The organism is Sulfurimonas xiamenensis (genome assembly GCF_009258045.1).
GTDB lineage: Bacteria > Campylobacterota > Campylobacteria > Campylobacterales > Sulfurimonadaceae > Sulfurimonas > Sulfurimonas xiamenensis.
In genome coordinates this window covers 1,602,964-1,622,039 of sequence record NZ_CP041166.1, presented here as the reverse complement: position 1 = coordinate 1,622,039, position 19,076 = coordinate 1,602,964, and the positions used below count along the sequence as shown (strand labels likewise).

Here is a 19,076-nt window from a genome sequence, read left to right as displayed (position 1 = left end):
TCTCTTGTTTTTATTTTTTTAAAAAAAGAGTTTAACATATATTCACTTTGAAGATAAAGATATTTTAGATTTGATTCTGCTTTTATTATTTTTTTCTTATTAATTATAATATACTACTTTTTAATTTTTTTTCAAGGCATTTTTTATGTATAAAATTTTATTGATTATAATGATTCCTATATTTTTAATGGCACTTGAAATAAAACAGACACCGATAAAGTTTACAGAAGAAAGAGTCGAACTTACAAAAAAATACATCAAATTTCACTACAATTTAGATGTAAAAGATATTAAAATTATTCCAAAAATTGTAGTAATTCATCATACGGCAATAGATGACTTTGCAGATTCACTCTTCCGTTTTACATCTGAGACGCTTCCAACTAACAGACCAGATATAACAAGCGGCGGAGCGCTTAATGTCTCCGCTCACTTTATGGTAGAGCGTGATGGAACCATTCATCAGCTTATGCCGCTTGATTATATGGCGCGTCATGTTATAGGGCTGAACTACAACTCCATCGGCATAGAGAATGTCGGCGGAGCAAACTCTGCGGACAACCTCACAAAAGAACAGCTTTGGGCAAATATCTTCCTTGTAAAAGAGCTCAAAAAACGCTTTGAAACCATAGAGTATGTAATAGGGCACTATGAGTATAGATGCTTTGAAGGCACACCACTTTGGCTTGAGGTAGATGACGGCTACAGAACATTTAAGGATGACCCGTCCGTGCGATTTATGGAGGCTATTAGAACAAATATAAGTGGTTTTAAAGGCGCGCCTTGCAAGGGCATAGATGATTAGTTCGTCTCTTCTCTACCTCTTTTCTTTGGCGCTTCTTGCCGCAGTTATTGCGTTTGTTGAGCAAAAGAGCGCTTCAAAATTTTTTAGGTTTGTTCCCTCTTTTGTTCTGATATATATCTTTAGCATGTCGTTTGCATCGTTTGGAGTGTTTGATAAAAATGAAGCGATAGATGCGGTATATAGTAATACAAAACAGAATCTTCTCCCCGCTATGCTCTTTTTGATGCTTCTGCAGGTGGATATAAGAGACTTTTTTAAACTAGGAAAACCGCTTCTTGTGGCGTATATATTGGCGCTCTTTTCGCTCTCTTTTGGGTTTATACTTATCTCTTTTGTTTTTGATTTTAACATAGAGACGGCGTCGGCTTTTGGAGCACTGAGTGGGAGCTGGATGGGCGGAGTGGCAAATATGGTAGCCGTCGGCTCGGCTCTTGGCGTAAGCCAAGAGGCATTTGGTTACGCACTTATAGTAGATAGCGTGAACTATACCGTTTGGATAATGTTTCTGCTATTTTTGACCCCTTTTGCCCACATGTTCAACACTTTTACCTCTTCTCATGAACAGATGGCAAAACTGAGTGAAATAGGGTGCGCATGCACCATCGGAGCAAAGAGATACTGGTTTTTGATACTTTTGTCTATTGTCGTCGCATTTGCGGTGAATCTTATCGCCTCAAGCGGATTTGTGCTTTTGAACTATACTACAACTACTGTTGTGATTGCAACTCTGCTTGGCGTTCTAGGTTCGTTTACAAAGTTAAAAGAGCTAAACGGCTCAAGCGAAGTTGCAACCTCGATGCTCTATATGCTAATAGCGCTTATAGGCTCAAAAGCGGTGTTTGAGAACTTTAGCGGCGTGGGCGCTCTGGTCATTGCAGGGTTTTGTATATTGCTCATTCATGCCATCATCATGGTAGTGGGAGCAAAAATATTCAAGCTTGATCTCTTTAGCATTGCCATAGCCTCACTATCAAACATAGGCGGCGTAGCTTCGGCTTCAATACTAGCGGCGACCTACAATAAAGCGCTTGTGGGCGTAGGCGTGCTTATGGCGGTAATGGGGTATCTTGTCGGAACTTTCGGCGGATTGTTGATTGGAAAAATTTTAATGGAGCTTGCAAAATGAAAATAACAAAAATAAGTGCAGAAGTAAAAAAGATTGCGCTAAAAACCCCATTCAAAACTGCTCTGCGAGAGACTTCAAATGTAGAATTTGTAAGAGTATATGTTGAAGATGAAAACGGTCATATCGGCATAGGTGAAGCGTCCGCTACGAAAGCGATAACGGGCGAAGACATAGAGACTATTTTAGGTTCCATCGGCAGTGTTAAAGAGCTGTTTTTGCATCTTACATGCAGTGAAGCTTTAGATAAGCTTCATACGATATCTGAAATTGGTTCAAGCGCAAAAGCTTCTCTTGATATTGCATTTGTGCATCTTTTGGCACAGGAGCAGAAAAAAGCACTGTATGAGTACTTTGCTGCAAAAGATTTAACTTTTTTAAAAACAGATGTAACCGTGAGTCTCAATAGTGCAGAAGAGATGCTTTGTGATTCAAAAAAGGCGTATAGCAATAAGATGGAGATGCTTAAAGTAAAGGTTGGAAGTGATGTTTTGCATGCTATAGATATCGTAAGAAAAATAGCAAAAGAACTTCCATCTGTCGAGATTTTAGTCGATGCAAATCAAGCTTGGAATCTTGAAAAGGCAACATTGTTTATAAACAATATGCTTGATTTAAAAATAGAGCTTATAGAACAGCCTGTTATTGCAAGTGATTTAGAGAGTTTAAAAAAAATTACGGAGCTTTCACATATTCCTATACTTGCAGATGAAGCGGTTTTTACTTTAGAAGATGCAAAAAAAGTTTTAGAGTCAAAGAGTGCCGATATGATAAACATAAAGTTTATGAAGTGCGGCGGGGTTACAAAAGCTATAGAGATTTTGGAGTATGCAAGGCAGAGCGGTGTTAAATGTATGCTCGGTTCAATGCTTGAGGGGCCATACTCTATAAATATGGCGCTGCATTTAGCTCTTGCCTATAGAGATGTTATAAAATATATAGATTTAGACAGCCCTTTGCTTTACAAAGAGCCCTCTAATGAACTTGATTTTGAATTTAACGGATGTAAGATAATTCTTATAAAAAAATATTAAAATTTTTTATGGTTTTAAAAGTTAAAACTCTCTTTTTTAAAGAGGTGAAACTCTTTTGCAACCTCTTGGTTTTCAAGACCAAGGGATTTAAGAGATTCTGGATGTACTAAAAACCAGCCTAATATCACATCAACTCTATCACCTTTTTGAAGTTTAAAATCTCTTTTAACTGCTCTTTTTTCATTTGCCTGAATCATGGTGTCTACTAATGTGGTATCTGCTAGCCACGGCATTGCAGGTTTGCCGTCTTTGCCTATAACTCTTACAAAAGTCTCTTCTTCAAGTTCTACTGTTTTGCCGTCTCTAATAACAGCTATTTTTAAAACTGCTAAGCGCATAGGATGAAGAAGAAGTGCATGAGAAGAGCGATTGTCAATATTTACTATAAAATGGTCAATGTTTTTAAGAATAGAGATATCAACATATTTGCTAAGCATTTCTGATTTATAGTGAGCTCCTGCAAAACCGTGAAAAGAGTGCATTTTTGTCTCATTGATGGATGAAACGCTGCCATTTACTTTTGGCATATGACAACTTACACAGTTTGCCTGACTCATCTCATCATTAATATTTGTGGAGCAGAGATTTAAGCCATGTTTGTTAAGGTTGTGAGAATGGCATCCTACGCAGACATTTCCGTCAGCAAAATGTTGATTGTTTTGTGTTATTGTTTTGTGATATGGTGACTCAAGAGAACTTTTTTGGGAGCTGTAATATTTTTTTGAAGTTTTACTTATTATATTTGTATTGTTTAGTTTATGCTTCTCTATGCTTTGAATACGATGACAATATGCACAGCTAATAGCTTCTTGATGTGTTTCATTCTGAGTATCGGGCAGAGCTTTTTGCCCTTTTGTTATCATCTTGTCTAGATTGTTAGCAGCCGGAGAGTGGCATTTCCCGCAAGAGTATTGTTCAAGTTTATTCTTATGTGGATGTTTATCCCACACAGCTTTATGAATCGGGTCTTTATCCGGCGTTGCATTTGCATGCATAGAACCGTAATATTCATTATAAATTTTAGGGTGACACTCTTTGCACTCTTTGCTTGAAGCAAACTTATGCACGCCGTCATTTGCAAATAGAGACAAAGATAAAAATAAAAGTAGAGATATCTTTTTTATAGATACATCTTTATATATACTAAGCAGGCTCATATTGTAATGTCTATTAAACAAGATGAGGCTCTGGTTTTTTTGCTATAAATCTAAGCCAGACAAATCCTAATATTCCGGCAGTTAATGAAGCTGCTAATATTCCGATTTTTGCTTGAAAGATAAGCTCGCTATTTCCGACAAATGCCAATTCAGCTATAAATATAGACATAGTAAAACCGATACCTCCAAGAAGTGAAACTCCAAAAAGCTGACTTATATTGCTGTTGTGAGGAAGTTTTGCAATGCCCATTTTTATGCTCAGTAATGCGAAACCGGCTATTCCTAAAACTTTTCCTATAACAAGACCTGCAATTATTCCAAAAGATACAGGATTTGCAATTTCAGTGGCAGCTGAAGAAAAATCGATTGAGACACCGGCATTTGCAAGTGCAAAAAGCGGAATAACAATCAAACTTACAGGAAGATGCATTGACTCTTCAAGTCTTGAAGCCGGTGAACTTAATGCAGTTATTCTCTTTTTTATGTTGTCAAGGATTGCTTTTTGATTTTCATGTAGTCTATAATCTTCTTGAAGAGGATAGCTGTTATACTCATCAACTTGATTTTTGATGTGGGTTGCAAAATTAACTGGAGCATATTTTGGTCTTGAAGGAATTGCCATAGCAGCAATAACACCAGCTATCGTTGCATGTACTCCAGACTCAAGCATAAAAAACCACATTATAAGACCGACTGTAAAATATGGAATTACCGCATGAATACCAAAACGGTTAAACATTATCATAACAAAAAGCGATGCGAAAGCAAGTCCAAGATAAACCATATGAATTTGTTCTGTGTAAAAGAGTGCAATAACAACAACTGCACCAAGGTCATCAACAATTGCAAGAGCTACCAAAAAGGTTACAAGAGCTGTAGAAACTCTGTTTTTTAGAAGAACCAAGGCACTAATAGCAAAAGCGATATCTGTTGCCATGGGTATTCCCCACCCATGAGCTCCTGCACTATCAAAATTGAGGCTATAATATATAAGAGCAGGCATAATCATACCGCCAAGGGCTGAAATAATCGGCAGCATAGCAACTTTTATATCTGAGAGTTCTCCCACTAAAATATTTCTTTTTATCTCTAAACCTATTACAAAGAAAAACATTGCCATAAGTCCATCATTTATCCAGTGATGTATACTCATGGAGATGCCCAGTTTGTTTATATAAATATCTATATTTGAATGAAAAATATGTAAATATTGTTCTGCCAGCGGTGAATTGGCAAGGACAAGAGCAATAATTGTAGTAAAGACAAGTATCAAACCTGTTGTGGTTTGAGCATGTAAAAATCTCTCAAAAGGGGTGGCTACTTTTTCAAATGCTTTTTCCCATGGTGCATATAATTTCTTCATAAAAATCCTTTAATTTGACGCGGTATTATACCAAATGAGTACAACCAATGCTATAATCTTTTTTATGAATTTAAAAAAATTACAAAATAGATCAATACTGCTTTTTGGCAAAAGCCGCGCTTTTAGCATGGATGAGTTTGAGTCGCAGTTAAAATTTCATAAAATTAAATTGGTAACAGAGTTTGATGAAAATGTTGCTTTGGTCGTTGATGGTAAAATGATGACGCCATATGAGCAAAATAGAAGCGATATACTTTATGAAGCAAAATCAAAAGAACTTGAATTTGTTTCTATTGATGTTTTAGAAAAAGAGCTTGCAAAACACATAGATGCTAATACTCTTTTAATGAGTCTTAAATTAAGCCGCAATAAAGAGAGACTTAAAAGTTTTATACAAAATCCTATGATAGACGATGAGCTGTTTTTTAAACTTTTAAAGATGTACTCATGGGGTGGTGAAGATTTTTTTGAAAATGATGATAACCGGGATGTGAGTGCGGCAATTATTTTGCGCTTTTACAAAAACATAGAGCGAAACCACAATGTTCAGTATGCGACAACGGGCTTTATGCATCTTGTTTCTCAGACAACAGACACGCAGCTTTTAAGAGCTATTTCGCTGCTTGAACCAATAAAACATAATTCTAAAATTCAGTTTGAGATTGCCAAGAATATTGGTTGTGATGAAGAGATGCAGGAGTTTTTTTTCAAGAGCGGCAATCCTGAAGTATTTCAAGCGCTCTCTTTAAATAAAAATTTAAAACAAAGCATAATCGAAGAGTTTTCAAAAAATGAAAAACTAGGGACAAATGTGGCGAAAAACATAAAACTAACAGATGAGCTTTTTGAACTCCTTAAAGAGCATAGAGCCGGATTAGCACTCAATGAGAGTTTAACTCTGCAGATGCAAGAGAAGTTACTGGGATACGGTGATGAAGAGATATTATATGCTTTGGCACTCAATGACAATATAGATGAAAAGATTTTAGAACAACTTTTAAAGATTGAAAATAAGAGTATAAAATCAGCTCTGTATCAAAATAGATCAACTCCGGTACATATACTAAAAGAGGCATATAAAAATGCTCAGTATTGCCAAGAGATAGCAAAAAATGAAAATACTCCTGTAGAGATTTTATATCAGCTGCATTTAGATTCAAGATATACTCGTTTTGTGATGCAGAACCCCTCATTTGGTAGACATATACAACAAGAAAACATAGGATGGGAAGTATGAAAGCAACAAGTTTGACAACCGCAATAAACTCTTTGGTAGAGCAGAAAGTACCGACATTTTTATGGGGTGCGCCGGGAATAGGAAAGTCATCCATAGTCAAACAGATAGCTCAAAGCAGAGGAATAGGTTTTATTGATCTAAGACTTGCTCTTATGGACCCTACAGATCTTAAGGGTATTCCCTTTTACGATAAAGAGTCTCATACCGCACTTTGGGCGCCTCCCGCTTTTCTGCCAAAAGAGGGAGAGGGAATTTTATTTTTAGATGAACTAAACTCTGCTGCTCCCAGTGTTCAGGCTTCCGCATATCAGCTTATACTAGATAGAAAAGTAGGTGAGTATGAACTCCCTGACGGCTGGGCAATAGTAGCTGCAGGCAATCGAGAAGGGGATAGAGGGGTAACATATCGCATGCCAAGTCCGCTTGCAAACAGATTTGTCCATTTTGAGATGAGTGTAGATGTTGAAGACTGGCGGTTATGGGCCTATAAAAGCGGCGTAGATGAAAGGGTGATATCTTACATCTCTTATAAAAATGAACATTTGTTCACATTTGATGCAAAAAGCGATATAAAAAGTTTTGCAACGCCTAGAAGCTGGGAGTATGTAAATAGCATACTTGAAAGTAAAATATCTTCCGAATTACTTTTAGATGTTATTAGCGGCGCAGTCGGCAGAGATGTAGCCGTCTCTTTTTTAGCATTTATAAAAGTTATGAAGAGATTGCCTGATATAGAGACTATTTTAAAAACAGGAAGCGGTGAATACAGCGATGAGGTTGATGTTTTATATGCATTAAGTACTGGTTTGGTAAGTGCATATCTTAGAGAGAGCAGTGATGAGAGACTGGATAATTTACTTAAGTATACTCTTGGATTAAAAAGTGAGTTTGCCGTTATAATAGTTCAAGATTTGCAAAGAAACGGCATTACAATGGAGCATTCAGAAGTTTTTAAAGAGTGGGTTGAGAAGTTTGCATATCTTTTAGCTTAGATTTTTAAAACAAAATTAATAAATTTAACTGTAACATAGGCGAGTAATAAATAAATTTTTAAGGAGTTAGTAATGGCTAGAGTAGGTAATTCGATTATAAAAGGTATTGAGGTTTCTGAAATAATAAAACTGTTAAATAAGGCGTATGCGGATGAGTGGTTGGCATACTATCAATACTTTATCGAGAGTAAAGTCGTAAAAGGGATTATGAAAGATGCAGCCATAGCTGAGCTTGACCAACACGCAGCAGATGAGTTAAGACATGCAAATATGGTAGCAGATAGAATCCTTCAGCTTGGAGGAACACCGCTTCTTAATCCAAAAGAGTGGATGAAAAAGACAAACTGCGGTTATGAAGAACCAAAAGATTTTGATGTTGTGGCTATTTTACAAGATGCTATTAAAGGTGAGCAGTGTGCAATTAACACATATTCGAGCATTGTTGATTTAACAAGAGATAAGGATATTGTAACTTATGATATTGTTTCTCAAATCTTAGCTGATGAGGTTGAACATGAAGAGGATCTTCAAGCACTTCATGATGATATTACAGAATTTGTAGGGGATCTTAAAAAGAGCCTTAAAAAGTAATCTTTATATCAAAGGGATTCTCTCTTTGATGTAAAAAATAGAAAAAGAGACCTCCCTATTATGTCAAACATTCAAGACAAAATTTCTCAAGCAAAATCTAAACTTTTAGTAAATTATCCTTTTTTCGGTTCACTTGCCGCAAAACTCGAGTTAATTCAAAACGATGACATACAAAGCTTTAAAAGCAATGGCATAAAGCTTGAGTATAACAGCGATTTTTTAGAAAGGTTAGAAAGCAGCCAGATGGAATTTGTTTTTGCAAATGGAGCAATGCATGCTTCACTTGCCTATGAATCCAGAAAAAATCGTAGAAGTGGTTGGTTATGGCAGTTGGCAACAGATTATGCTATTAATGATATGTTGGTCGAAAACGGCTTAGAGCGTCCCGATGAAGCTCACTACTCAAAGAGATTTAGCGGTATGTATGCCGAGGAGATTTATGCAGAACTAAAAGAGGATATCCTCCGAGATGAGTTAGAGTATGAAGCAGATGATACAGATGAGAAGAAAAATAATCAGAGGGAACAAAACACTCCGCAAAAGACGGATACTTTGAGTGAACAGCTCTTCGAAGAGTTTGCAAAAGCAAAACTTGAAGATGAGGCAAAAAGCGGGGAGATACCTGTTGGAATAAGAAGATTTTTTACCATTGCCTCTGAGGGTAAAATAGATTGGCGTAATGAATTAAGAGTTGCTCTTGAGAGATTTCATAAAGATGACTATACTCTTCTGCCTCCAAGCAAAAAATTTCTTCATCTTGGTATCTACTTGCCCTCATGCATTAGTCAGAGATTTAAGCTCGTTGTAGCGGTTGACAGTTCAGGATCGGTTGATGAGAAGCTTTTAAATGAGTTTTTAAATGAGTTAAACTTTTTGATGAATATAATTCCAAATTATCAGATAGATTTGTTGGTTTGTGATAATAAGATTCACTCACATACTACTTTTTACAGTGGCGATAATTTGGAATTGAATTTAAAAGGCGGAGGCGGCACAGATTTTAGGCCTGTTTTTGAATTTATAGAGAATGAACTAGAAGATGTAAAACTGCTTTTGTATTTTACGGATTTAGACGGAATTTTTCCAAATAATGAACCAAACTATGAAGTAAAGTGGATAGTGCCAAAAGAGGTGTATACTCCTTTTGGTGCAGTGATTATATTAGAATAGCTTATAAAAATTTGGAGTTTATGATGCAAAATATCAATAACTGGCATAGTTTAGATCAAAATGATGTCTTAAATAAACTTAACAGTTCAGAAGATGGCTTGAGCAGTGAAGAGGCTGAGGCAAGACTCAAAAAATATGGACCCAATAAGCTTCAAGAAGAGAAAAAAAAGAGTCTTATCGTTCGTTTTTTAATGCAGTTTAACAATCTTTTGATCTATGTACTGCTCGCTGCTGCAGTTGTTACGGCTCTGCTTGATCACACAATAGATACAGTTGTTATTTTGGGTGTAGTTGTCATCAATGCCATTATCGGCTTTATTCAAGAAAACAGAGCCCAAAATGCGATGGATGCTATAAAAAAGATGTTGGCATTTCAAGCAACAGTTCTTCGAGATGGGAGTAAACAAAAGATAGACAGTCAATCTTTAGTTATTGGCGATATAGTATTTATGAAGCCAGGCGATAGAGTTTTAGCAGATATAAGATTGCTTGAAGCACACGGATTTAGTGCACAAGAAGCGCCTTTGACTGGAGAGTCTGTCGCAGTTGAGAAGAGTTCAAAAAAAGTTGCTTCTGATGCAATAATAGCAGACAGATCTTCGATGGTATTTGCCGGAACTACGATAGCCGGCGGACAGGCTAAAGGTGTTGTTATATCTACGGCAAACAACACGGAACTCGGTCGTATAAGCAAAATGCTTAGCAGTGTTGAAGTTTTAACTACCCCTTTAGTCGAACAGATGGATAAATTTGCCAAATATTTGACTTTTTTTATATTGTCATTTTCTCTGCTTATTTTTTTAATAGGACATTTTGTAAAAGGGTTGCCTTTTAATGAAGCTTTTATGGCAGTTATTGGTCTTTTTGTTGCCGCAATTCCGGAGGGGCTGCCTGCTGTTTTAACTATAACGCTTGCAGTAGGCATACAGGCTATGGCGAAGCGAAATGCAATTGTAAGACAGCTGCCCGCTATAGAGACCATAGGATCTGTTTCGATTATATGTTCAGATAAAACAGGGACACTTACTCAAAATGAGATGATGGTAAGCAGCGTTGTTACATATAAGGAGGATTTTAAAGTAGACGGTGCAGGATATGAGCCGATTGGAAATTTTTATATAAAAAATGACAAGGTTGATATAAATAAACATGAAATATTAAATTTTTTAGCAAAAGCATCGCTTTTGTGCAGCGATACTTTGTTAAAAAAAGAGGAAGAGTCTTGGAAGATAGAGGGAAGTCCGACAGAGGGAGCCTTGATCACATTTGCCCATAAAATAGGTTTTGATGCAGATGAAGTTAGAAGGGCTTTTAAACGAGATGATATGATCCCTTTTGATTCAAAACATAAATTTATGGCAACGCTAAATCATAGCCATGAGGGCGAGTCGCTAATTGTTATCAAAGGGGCGGCTGAAATCATTATAAAAATGTGTCAGTATGAGTATATAGATAAAAACAGCAAAAAAGAGATAAACACCGCTTACTGGGAAGATAAAGCAAAGGAGTTGGCTTCTGAGGGGCAGAGAGTTTTAGCGCTTGCTTATAAAAAAGTGCCACATGATAAATCAGCGCTTGATTTTGCTGATTTAAAAGACGAGCTAATTTTAGTTTCACTTTTTGGACTTATAGATCCTCCGCGTCCAGAAGCAATAGAGGCACTAAAAGAGTGTTACAGTGCAGATATAGATGTAAAAATGATAACGGGAGATCATCTTTTAACTGCAACTGCAATAGGAAGAACTATAGGACTTAAAAATTGTGAAAATGTTTTAAGCGGGGCAGATATAGAAAAGATGAGTGACAAGGAGTTACAGAGCGCAGTTTTACAAACTGATATATTTGCCAGAACTACGCCTGAGCATAAGTTACGACTTGTCAAAGCTTTTCAGGCACACTCAAAGATTGTAGCCATGACGGGTGATGGTGTAAATGATGCTCCCGCGCTAAAGAGAGCAAATGTTGGTATAGCTATGGGTAAAAGCGGTACGGAGGCTGCAAAAGAATCAAGTGAATTTGTTTTGACGGATGATAATTTTGCTTCAATTGTAAGTGCAATCAAAGAAGGAAGAAAAGTTTATGACAATATAAAAAAGGTTATAAGCTGGACACTGCCTACAAACGCTGCTGAAGCTTCGGTTATCATAGTTGCTATATTTTTTGGAATGGTTATGCCAATCACTCCCATCCAAATACTTTGGGCAAATATGATAACAGCGATTACTTTAGGAATAGCACTGGCGTTTGAAGATGAAGATAAAAATATCATGAAAAGAAGTCCAAGAGCTATTGATGAACCACTTCTTAGCAGAGATCTTATCTGGCATATTATTTATGTTACATTTTTGTTTTTAATAGGTGTCTTTGGTGCTTACTATTATGCAGTGCAGAGCGGAGCAACTATAGAGTATGCAAGAACTTTGGCGTTAAATGTTTTGGTTTTTTTAGAGATTTTTCATCTTTTATATATTAGAAATTTAAATATCATTGATTTAAAATTAAAAGATATATTGGCAAACAGAGTTGTTTGGAGCGCAATATCTATAATAGTTGTTGCACAAATAGCTATAACATATGTTGGATTTTTACAAAAAGTTTTTGCAACTAACTCTTTAGAGCTCTTTGATTTAATTCTTATATTTGTAATATGTATTTTTGTTTTTGTGCTTTTAGAGAGTGAAAAACAGATAAGATTAAGAGTATTTTCAAAGTCATTATAAACTTTTTTATATTATTGTATAATTTTTTATGAATTATTTAAAAGATATTATTGAAAAATTAGAATCAAAACAGAATGTTTTTTTAACAGGTGGGGCAGGAGTCGGAAAGACTACTATTACAAAAAATATTATAAACTATTATGAAAATGAGGCAAAAAAAGTTGCAAAACTTGCTTCGACCGGAATGGCTGCAACGCTTATAAACGGACAAACACTGCATAGTTTTTTCGATCTGGCAATAGCTGGCAATTTAAAAGAGTTAGAGCGAAACGGTAAGCTGGAGCTTAGTAAAAAAGTTAAGAAGCTAATCTCCAGTATGGATTTGATAGTAATAGATGAGATCTCTATGGTGAGTGATGCTCTTTTAGATATGACACACCTTAGACTGCAACAAAGTGACTTTAAAGGTTCACTTTTGGTTGTCGGTGATTTTTTGCAACTTCCTCCCGTTGTAAGAGGTTTTGAAGAGGTTAAATTTGCATTTGAATCTCTCTTGTGGGAAACATTTAAGTTTAAAACAGTTGAATTGAGACATATTTATAGAACAGATGATAAAGATTTTATAGAGCTTTTGGCAAAAGTGAGGAGTGGTTTTATAGATGAGAGAGTGCATAATTCACTTAATGAGTTTATAAAACCTTTGCCTGAAGATTTGAGTGAGTTTACCTTTTTATTTGGTAAAAATATTTCTGCATCGATTCATAATAGAAACCAGTTAGAATTTGTAGATGGTGAGTTGTATAAAAAAGATGCTCAAATAATTAAGCATGTAAAAAGTACAAAAGATGCAGAGATAGAGCGTTTTATAAATGATGCTAGAATAGAAAAAGAGTTGGAGTTAAAGGTAGGCGTTCCTGTGCTTTTTACAAGGAATGCCTGGAACTATTTTAACGGTGAACGCGCAATTGTGATAAAGATAGAGAGTGATTTTGTATATGTTCAAAAAAGTAATGCAGTTGTTGTAAAACTTGAAGCAATTTCTCAAAGTAAAAGTGTATGGAAGGAAAAAAATATTGAAGGAAAAAAAGAGATAGTTGAAGAGAGTATCTTTAGTATTTACCAATATCCCATAAAACTAGCTTACGCTATTACTATACACAAATCACAGGGAATGAGCATAGAAGATTTGATTATAGAGACAAATGAGATCTTTGCACCTTCACAGTTTTATGTAGCAATTTCAAGAAGTTCAAACCCAAAAAGATTAAATCTTATCGCTCCAAAAAGGCAGTGGAGAGATATAATTTTTGTAAATAAAAAGGCTTTAGAGTTTAGTAAAACTATATAAATTTTTTTAAATCATTAAATGAATGAATTTTATCGGCTTTTAAATCGTAAATATTGAAATCAAACTCAATCTCTGCTTTTTCTGTGAAATTTTTAATTTCTTCTTGAATTAGAGAGCTTTTGTTAACCTCATTTTGAAGCAGAATAATAAAATCATTTGCTCTTATCCTAAATATTAGACTCTCTGCAAAAAGAGTGCAAAGAAGTTTTGCAAAATTTTTAAGTGTTTCATCTCCTTTGTCCCAGCCATGCTTTTTGTTATATATATCAAATTTATGTAAGGATATAACTATTGATTTTTTATATTTTAAAGTATCATTGTTATTTATCAGGGTTGTTTCTAAATATTTTATATTATATAACTCCGTAACGGCATCTTTGTAGAAGTAGACAAACCTCTGCTGCTCAATTTCTGTTATAGGAGTTTGGTTGAAATCATTAGTTATTTCTATATTTGAGAGAGCCTTGATGGCGGCATCTACAACTTCGGGGTGATAATGAATTTTACTTAGAGATTTAAGTTCTGCTAGAGCGTCGTTTACACTCTTTTTATGTTTGTATATTCTGTTTGTTGTCATGGCATCAAATGCATCGGCAACCATCATGATTCTTGAGAGTTCGGGTATATCGTTGCCTGAAAGACCATCAGGATAGCCGCTTCCGTCATACTTCTCATGGTGGTATTTAATAATACGCGAGATATCTTCAAACATCGGAATATTTTTAAGCATTTTTACGCCGACATTGACATGCTCTTTAATAAGGTTATATTCCAGTTTGGATAGTTTATCCGGCTTTAGCAAAATAGAATCCGGTGTCGCAATTTTCCCGATGTCATGCAGAGTTGCCGCTTTAAAAAGAAGTTCGCACTCTTGCATGCTATATCCCATCTCTTTTGCTATAAGAAGTGAATATTTTGCAACTCTTTGGGAGTGCCCTGCCGTATATGAGTCCCTCTGTTCAATCATAGAAACCAGTGCATAAACAAAATTTTCATAATCTTTTATTTTTTGTTCTTCTTGTTTATGCAATTTTTCAGATTTTTCAATAACTTCTTTAGTTTTTAAATTTAGCATATATCTAAAAAAAGCAACTGCCCCAGTCAAAATTATTAGGAACGCTATTGCTATTACAAAAACAACTTTTAACCAAGTCGGAATATTGAAAACCTCTTTTGTGCTTAACCACTTTTGAATGGATTTGTAATAGAGAGACTCTTTGTTTTGCTTAAGTTCTTTAATGTGTAAATCTATTTTGTCTGCAATTTGGCGAGTATCAATTGCATTTGCAAAAGCAAATTTTATAGCCGCAGGGTTTAAGAGTATGGGTGTCTCTTTGAGGTTATATCTCTCTTTTTGAAGTTCTCCAAAATATCTATTGACAACGACAGCATCAGCCATACCTTTTTGAACTAAAGAGAAAGCCTCATCATAATTTTTAGTTAAAATAAATGTCGGTTTTACTCCAAAAAGTTTAAATGTTTCTTGAATCTGTTCTTGTTGAATACTGTGTTCAAGCAGGGCTGTTTTTTTGCTATTAAGATCAAGTATGGAGGAGATTTCATTTTTTTTATTTGTGAAAACAACTGACCAGTTAGAGAGAATAATCTCTTTGTTAAATTTAAAGTGTTTTTCTCTCTCTTTTGTGTAGGCGACATCGGGCATTATATCGATCTTACCCTCTTCAAGCATCAAAAGGCACTCCCGCCATTCACACTTTACATATTTAAGATGCCACTTCTCTTTGCTTGCAATCTCATCTAAAATATCAACAAAAAATCCCGAAGGTTTATTGTTTACATCTAAAAATATTTTTGGAGGGTTGTTATAGATACCGACTCGAAACTCTTTCGTCTCACTGGCTATGATTGTCGTAAGAAAAAACAGTATTGTAAAAAATAGTTTCATAAAACTATTTTACAATAAAAAAACAGTATGTATATTTTTTACATACTGTCTAAAAAAACTTATAATTTTTCGCTGTTTTTCGCTAAATACTCTGCAACGCCTTCAGTTGAAGCTTTCATACCTTCATCGCCTTTTTGCCATCCTGCTGGACAAACTTCGCCATGCTCGTCAGTAAACTGCATAGTATCAACCATACGAATCATCTCATCTATGTTTCTTCCAAGAGGGAGATCATTGATTACAGCATGACGAACTATACCTTTGCCGTCAATCAAAAATGATCCGCGAAGTGCTACAGAATCGCCAAAAAGTACATCATAATCTTTAGAAATTTGCTTTGTCAAGTCTGCAACAAGCGGGTACTTGATTCTGCCTATGCCACCTTTTTCAACAGGAGTCTCTCTCCATGCAAAGTGTGAAAATTGGCTGTCTACGGAAACGCCGATAACATTTACGCCACGACTTTTAAATTCATCAATTCTGTGTGAAAATGCAATAATTTCAGATGGACAGACAAAAGTAAAATCTAACGGGTAAAAGAAAAGTACTGTACCTTTTTCACCAAAATTTTCAGATAATTTGAAATTTTCAACTATTGAGCCATCAGCCAAAACTGCTGTTGCTGTAAAGTCTGGAGCCGGGTTTGTTACTAACATATTAAATCCTTAATTTTTATTAATTTGACAATATTGTAACAGAAAGTTTGTTAATAAAAATTCAATAATTTTAAATTGTCATATAACTTAAGATTGAATCAAATTTCGATATACTTTCGATGATTTATAGAGCTTGACTCTATATTTCAATAAGGAAAATCGATGACAAAAGAAGCAAATGCTCTTAAAGAGTATATTTTCACTTCAGAGTCTGTAACAGAAGGGCACCCTGATAAGATGGCAGATCAAATCAGCGATGCAATTCTGGATTATATTATTGAGAGAGATACTTCCGCACATGTTGCGTGTGAGACATTGGTATCAAATGGATTTTGTATAATAGCAGGCGAACTGAAGACAACGACATATGCACCGATGCAAGATATTGCCCGTAAGGTTGTCCAAGAGATTGGTTATACTGATGCAACATATGGTTTTGATTATCGCTCCGCAGCTGTTTTAAATGCTGTCGGAGAGCAGTCGCCTGATATTAGTCAAGGTGTTGATCAAGAAGGTGGTGAGATAGGAGCAGGTGATCAAGGGCTTATGTTTGGATATGCTTGCCGTGAAACCGATGTGCTTATGCCTCTTCCTATATATTTAGCGCACCGATTGACTCAAAGATTGGCTGAGGTTCGCAAAGAGGGAATTATCCCATATCTTCGTCCTGACGGTAAAGCACAAATCAGTATTAAATATATAGGAGATAAACCTGTTTTTGTTGATACGGTAGTAGTTTCCACTCAACATGCTCCTGATATCTCTCAAGAGAAGATACATGAAGATGTGATAAATGAAGTAATAAAATATGTCATTCCTGCAAAGCTTATGAGTGATAAAACTATATTTCATATTAATCCAACCGGAAAATTTGTTATTGGCGGTCCTCAAGGCGATGCAGGGCTAACCGGCAGAAAAATCATAGTTGACACATACGGTGGAAGCTGCCCTCATGGCGGAGGCGCATTTAGCGGAAAAGATCCGACCAAAGTAGATAGGAGTGCTGCTTATGCGTGCCGCCATGTAGCTAAAAACCTGGTTGCAGCGGGTGCCTGTGATAAAGTGACTCTGCAAATTGCTTATGCAATAGGTGTTGTTCAACCGGTTTCTATTATGGTAGATACTCATAATACAGCAAAGGTTCAAGAGAAAAAAATTGAAGCATGCGTTAAAGAACTTTTTGATCTCTCTCCTAAAGGAATTATAAAATCACTAAATCTTTTACGACCGATTTTTAGAAAAACAGCTACATATGGTCATTTTGGAAGAGAAGATGAAGATTTTACTTGGGAAAAAACAGATAGAGTTGAAGATATAAAAAATTATTTAAAAATTTGATAATAATTATTATCAAAAATATAATTTTATAAAAATATTTTAATGCAAAAAGTGTAACAAAAACGAATTATTACACCTTTAAAGAAGATTTTTTAGCTATCTTTAAAAATCTTCTGTTAAACTTACTTCGAAATTAAAACTAGGAGAATCCTAATGGCAGTAATTATTGGTGATACATGTATTAACTGTGGTGCTTGTATAGATGAGTGCCCGGTAGAAGCAATTGTAGATGAAGATGATAATCCAACGGGTGAAGAAACATACTATGTATACGGAAATAAATGTGTAGAGTGTGTTGGTTATCATGACGAACCGGCATGTGCTACTGCGTGTCCAACTGAAGGATGTATTACTTGGGATGCTGTTGGTGAGAGTCCAGCACACCGTGAAGATATTACAGATGATATGCGTGGAATCGGCAAAGCTGTAGTAGAATAATCTTTTTCTAAATAGCGCAAAGTGTTATAACACTTTGCGCTATTTTCTTTTCTTTTATCCAAACTTTTCAATAAATTTTTTATTTTAATTAAAAATAGATACTTTTTAGGTATAATTCCATCTTAATTTTATATATTTAACAGGAGATTTGATGGAACGCACACTATCAATAATAAAACCAGATGCCGTTGCTAAAGGTGTTATCGGTAAGATTTTAGATCGTTTTGAGAGCAATGGTCTAAAAATAGCAGCAACAAGAAAAATACAACTTTCTCGTGCAGATGCGGAAGCTTTTTACGCAGTTCACTCTGAGAGACCTTTTTTTGGTGATCTAGTTGATTTTATGATTAGCGGTCCAGTAGTTGTTTCAGTTCTTGAGGGTGAAAATGCAGTAATAAAAAACCGTAATCTTATGGGTGCAACAAACCCTAAAGAGGCTGAAGCTGGAACAATTCGCGCAGATTTTGCTGAAAATATAGATGCTAATGCTGTTCATGGAAGTGACTCTGCTGAAAATGCAGCTATTGAAATAGCTTTCTTTTTCTCTGAGAGAGAAATTTCTTAATTGATAAAAAAACATTTAAATAAAGAGAGTTAAATTCCCTTTATGAAAATAGTATTACGAAAAGTAAGCAATACACCGCTGCACTTTGAAGTTAAATCTGATAAAATAACTTTTAAAGGTTATTTACAGTATCATGCCAATAAATTAATTTTGTTAAAAGCAAAATTAAGTGGTAATATTGACACAGATTGTGATGTTTGTGCTGATAAGTTTAATTTAAATGTGGATGAAGATATAGAATTTTTTATTTCAGACGGCATTTATAAAAACAGTGAAGATACCCTTTTATTAGATATTGTAGAATCATTAAATTCTATTATAGATTTAGAAGAGCTTATGAACTCAGAAATTGAGCTTATCAAAAGTGATTATCATAGATGTGAAAAGTGTGAAAATATTATTTCTGAACAAGAAATATTTTAGACAATGCGTGTTTTCTCTGCTAAAAGAGTAAACATTAGTGCCACAGAGGCAAAAGTAGTAAAATGAGCTTTTTGCTTATATTGCTTTTTAAATAAACAAAAAATGAAAGGAAAATAATATGGCAGTACCAAAAAGAAGAGTTTCTCATTCACGCTCAGCGAAAAGAAGAACTCACTATAAAATATCTTTAGCTCGTCCGATTAAGGATAAAGATGGAACATACAAGCTTCCACACCACATTAACCCAACGACTGGTGAGTATAAATAGCA

Annotated in this window: 18 protein-coding genes; 14 read left to right on the top strand and 4 right to left on the bottom strand. The window is 35.2% G+C overall.

The window, feature by feature from the left end; translation table 11 throughout:
* The first annotated feature begins 145 nt into the window (after positions 1 to 145).
* The 3 genes from FJR47_RS08185 to FJR47_RS08175 are packed head-to-tail and all read left to right on the top strand — an operon-like array spanning position 146 to position 2,962.
* Positions 146 to 805, top strand: a complete 660-nt coding sequence (locus tag FJR47_RS08185; protein ID WP_152299952.1) for an N-acetylmuramoyl-L-alanine amidase — start codon at positions 146 to 148, stop codon at positions 803 to 805.
* Positions 798 to 1,931, top strand: a complete 1,134-nt coding sequence (locus FJR47_RS08180) for a DUF819 family protein (RefSeq protein ID WP_152299951.1) — start codon at positions 798 to 800, stop codon at positions 1,929 to 1,931. The genes FJR47_RS08185 and FJR47_RS08180 overlap by 8 nt, the downstream gene beginning before the upstream one ends.
* On the top strand, positions 1,928 to 2,962 hold the full coding sequence (locus FJR47_RS08175; protein WP_152299950.1) for a dipeptide epimerase: 1,035 nt from the start codon (positions 1,928 to 1,930) through the stop codon (positions 2,960 to 2,962). Before FJR47_RS08180 ends, FJR47_RS08175 begins: the two co-directional genes overlap by 4 nt.
* A 14-nt stretch (positions 2,963 to 2,976) precedes the next feature.
* Here the strand turns inward: FJR47_RS08175 and FJR47_RS08170 are convergent, their stop codons facing one another.
* The gene (locus FJR47_RS08170) at positions 2,977 to 4,119 is read right to left on the bottom strand and encodes a multiheme c-type cytochrome (protein ID WP_241855395.1); all 1,143 of its coding nucleotides are present in this window, start codon (positions 4,117 to 4,119) and stop codon (positions 2,977 to 2,979) included.
* 13 nt (positions 4,120 to 4,132) lie between these two features.
* A complete protein-coding gene (gene nhaA / locus FJR47_RS08165) occupies positions 4,133 to 5,482 on the bottom strand; it encodes a Na+/H+ antiporter NhaA (RefSeq protein WP_152299949.1) in 1,350 nt (449 codons plus the stop codon).
* 34 nt (positions 5,483 to 5,516) lie between these two features.
* Here nhaA and FJR47_RS08160 point away from each other — a divergent pair, with 34 nt between their 5' ends.
* From FJR47_RS08160 to FJR47_RS08135, 6 genes are all read left to right on the top strand, one after another.
* Positions 5,517 to 6,719: a hypothetical protein gene (locus FJR47_RS08160; RefSeq protein ID WP_241855394.1), complete on the top strand. Its 1,203-nt coding sequence runs from the start codon at positions 5,517 to 5,519 to the stop codon at positions 6,717 to 6,719.
* Positions 6,716 to 7,711 carry an AAA family ATPase gene (locus tag FJR47_RS08155; protein ID WP_152299948.1) on the top strand — a complete coding sequence of 332 codons (996 nt, stop codon included), beginning with the start codon at positions 6,716 to 6,718 and terminating at the stop codon, positions 7,709 to 7,711. Before FJR47_RS08160 ends, FJR47_RS08155 begins: the two co-directional genes overlap by 4 nt.
* Positions 7,712 to 7,783: 72 nt before the next feature.
* Positions 7,784 to 8,302 carry a ferritin-like domain-containing protein gene (locus FJR47_RS08150; protein WP_152299947.1) on the top strand — a complete coding sequence of 173 codons (519 nt, stop codon included), beginning with the start codon at positions 7,784 to 7,786 and terminating at the stop codon, positions 8,300 to 8,302.
* Positions 8,303 to 8,362: 60 nt separating this feature from the next.
* Positions 8,363 to 9,472, top strand: coding sequence for a vWA domain-containing protein (locus FJR47_RS08145; protein ID WP_152299946.1), 1,110 nt, complete (start codon positions 8,363 to 8,365; stop codon positions 9,470 to 9,472).
* Between the two features lie 23 nt (positions 9,473 to 9,495).
* A complete protein-coding gene (locus FJR47_RS08140) occupies positions 9,496 to 12,192 on the top strand; it encodes a cation-translocating P-type ATPase (protein WP_223176061.1) in 2,697 nt (898 codons plus the stop codon).
* A 28-nt stretch (positions 12,193 to 12,220) separates the two neighbouring features.
* A complete protein-coding gene (locus FJR47_RS08135; protein ID WP_152299945.1) occupies positions 12,221 to 13,480 on the top strand; it encodes an ATP-dependent DNA helicase in 1,260 nt (419 codons plus the stop codon).
* Here the strand turns inward: FJR47_RS08135 and FJR47_RS08130 are convergent.
* Positions 13,473 to 15,386 (bottom strand): HD domain-containing phosphohydrolase, encoded by a 1,914-nt coding sequence (locus tag FJR47_RS08130; protein ID WP_152299944.1) that lies wholly within the window; start codon positions 15,384 to 15,386, stop codon positions 13,473 to 13,475. The two genes, FJR47_RS08135 and FJR47_RS08130, sit on opposite strands and share 8 nt — an antisense overlap.
* A 59-nt stretch (positions 15,387 to 15,445) precedes the next feature.
* On the bottom strand, positions 15,446 to 16,042 hold the full coding sequence (locus FJR47_RS08125; protein ID WP_152299943.1) for a peroxiredoxin: 597 nt from the start codon (positions 16,040 to 16,042) through the stop codon (positions 15,446 to 15,448).
* 162 nt (positions 16,043 to 16,204) lie between these two features.
* Here FJR47_RS08125 and metK point away from each other — a divergent pair, with 162 nt between their 5' ends.
* From metK to rpmF, 5 genes are all read left to right on the top strand, one after another.
* The gene (gene metK / locus FJR47_RS08120; RefSeq protein ID WP_152299942.1) at positions 16,205 to 17,380 is read left to right on the top strand and encodes a methionine adenosyltransferase; all 1,176 of its coding nucleotides are present in this window, start codon (positions 16,205 to 16,207) and stop codon (positions 17,378 to 17,380) included.
* Positions 17,381 to 17,533: 153 nt separating this feature from the next.
* Positions 17,534 to 17,818: a 4Fe-4S dicluster domain-containing protein gene (locus tag FJR47_RS08115; protein WP_152299941.1), complete on the top strand. Its 285-nt coding sequence runs from the start codon at positions 17,534 to 17,536 to the stop codon at positions 17,816 to 17,818.
* Between the two features lie 151 nt (positions 17,819 to 17,969).
* A complete protein-coding gene (gene ndk / locus FJR47_RS08110; protein ID WP_152299940.1) occupies positions 17,970 to 18,383 on the top strand; it encodes a nucleoside-diphosphate kinase in 414 nt (137 codons plus the stop codon).
* Between the two features lie 42 nt (positions 18,384 to 18,425).
* Positions 18,426 to 18,806 carry a hypothetical protein gene (locus FJR47_RS08105; protein ID WP_152299939.1) on the top strand — a complete coding sequence of 127 codons (381 nt, stop codon included), beginning with the start codon at positions 18,426 to 18,428 and terminating at the stop codon, positions 18,804 to 18,806.
* 118 nt (positions 18,807 to 18,924) lie between these two features.
* A complete protein-coding gene (gene rpmF, locus FJR47_RS08100) occupies positions 18,925 to 19,074 on the top strand; it encodes a 50S ribosomal protein L32 (RefSeq protein WP_152299938.1) in 150 nt (49 codons plus the stop codon).
* Positions 19,075 to 19,076 lie beyond the last annotated feature (2 nt).

Excerpts from the sequence above, each read along its gene's own strand:
- FJR47_RS08185 (WP_152299952.1), top strand. The coding sequence starts at position 146 with ATGTATAAAATTTTATTGATTATAATGATTCCTATATTTTTAATGGCA.
- FJR47_RS08180 (WP_152299951.1), top strand. The coding sequence starts at position 798 with ATGATTAGTTCGTCTCTTCTCTACCTCTTTTCTTTGGCGCTTCTTGCC.
- FJR47_RS08175 (WP_152299950.1), top strand. The coding sequence starts at position 1,928 with ATGAAAATAACAAAAATAAGTGCAGAAGTAAAAAAGATTGCGCTAAAA.
- FJR47_RS08170 (WP_241855395.1), bottom strand. The coding sequence starts at position 4,119 with ATGAGCCTGCTTAGTATATATAAAGATGTATCTATAAAAAAGATATCT.
- nhaA (WP_152299949.1), bottom strand. The coding sequence starts at position 5,482 with ATGAAGAAATTATATGCACCATGGGAAAAAGCATTTGAAAAAGTAGCC.
- FJR47_RS08160 (WP_241855394.1), top strand. The coding sequence starts at position 5,517 with ATGAGTACAACCAATGCTATAATCTTTTTTATGAATTTAAAAAAATTA.
- FJR47_RS08155 (WP_152299948.1), top strand. The coding sequence starts at position 6,716 with ATGAAAGCAACAAGTTTGACAACCGCAATAAACTCTTTGGTAGAGCAG.
- FJR47_RS08150 (WP_152299947.1), top strand. The coding sequence starts at position 7,784 with ATGGCTAGAGTAGGTAATTCGATTATAAAAGGTATTGAGGTTTCTGAA.
- FJR47_RS08145 (WP_152299946.1), top strand. The coding sequence starts at position 8,363 with ATGTCAAACATTCAAGACAAAATTTCTCAAGCAAAATCTAAACTTTTA.
- FJR47_RS08140 (WP_223176061.1), top strand. The coding sequence starts at position 9,496 with ATGCAAAATATCAATAACTGGCATAGTTTAGATCAAAATGATGTCTTA.
- FJR47_RS08135 (WP_152299945.1), top strand. The coding sequence starts at position 12,221 with ATGAATTATTTAAAAGATATTATTGAAAAATTAGAATCAAAACAGAAT.
- FJR47_RS08130 (WP_152299944.1), bottom strand. The coding sequence starts at position 15,386 with ATGAAACTATTTTTTACAATACTGTTTTTTCTTACGACAATCATAGCC.
- FJR47_RS08125 (WP_152299943.1), bottom strand. The coding sequence starts at position 16,042 with ATGTTAGTAACAAACCCGGCTCCAGACTTTACAGCAACAGCAGTTTTG.
- metK (WP_152299942.1), top strand. The coding sequence starts at position 16,205 with ATGACAAAAGAAGCAAATGCTCTTAAAGAGTATATTTTCACTTCAGAG.
- FJR47_RS08115 (WP_152299941.1), top strand. The coding sequence starts at position 17,534 with ATGGCAGTAATTATTGGTGATACATGTATTAACTGTGGTGCTTGTATA.
- ndk (WP_152299940.1), top strand. The coding sequence starts at position 17,970 with ATGGAACGCACACTATCAATAATAAAACCAGATGCCGTTGCTAAAGGT.
- FJR47_RS08105 (WP_152299939.1), top strand. The coding sequence starts at position 18,426 with ATGAAAATAGTATTACGAAAAGTAAGCAATACACCGCTGCACTTTGAA.
- rpmF (WP_152299938.1), top strand. The coding sequence starts at position 18,925 with ATGGCAGTACCAAAAAGAAGAGTTTCTCATTCACGCTCAGCGAAAAGA.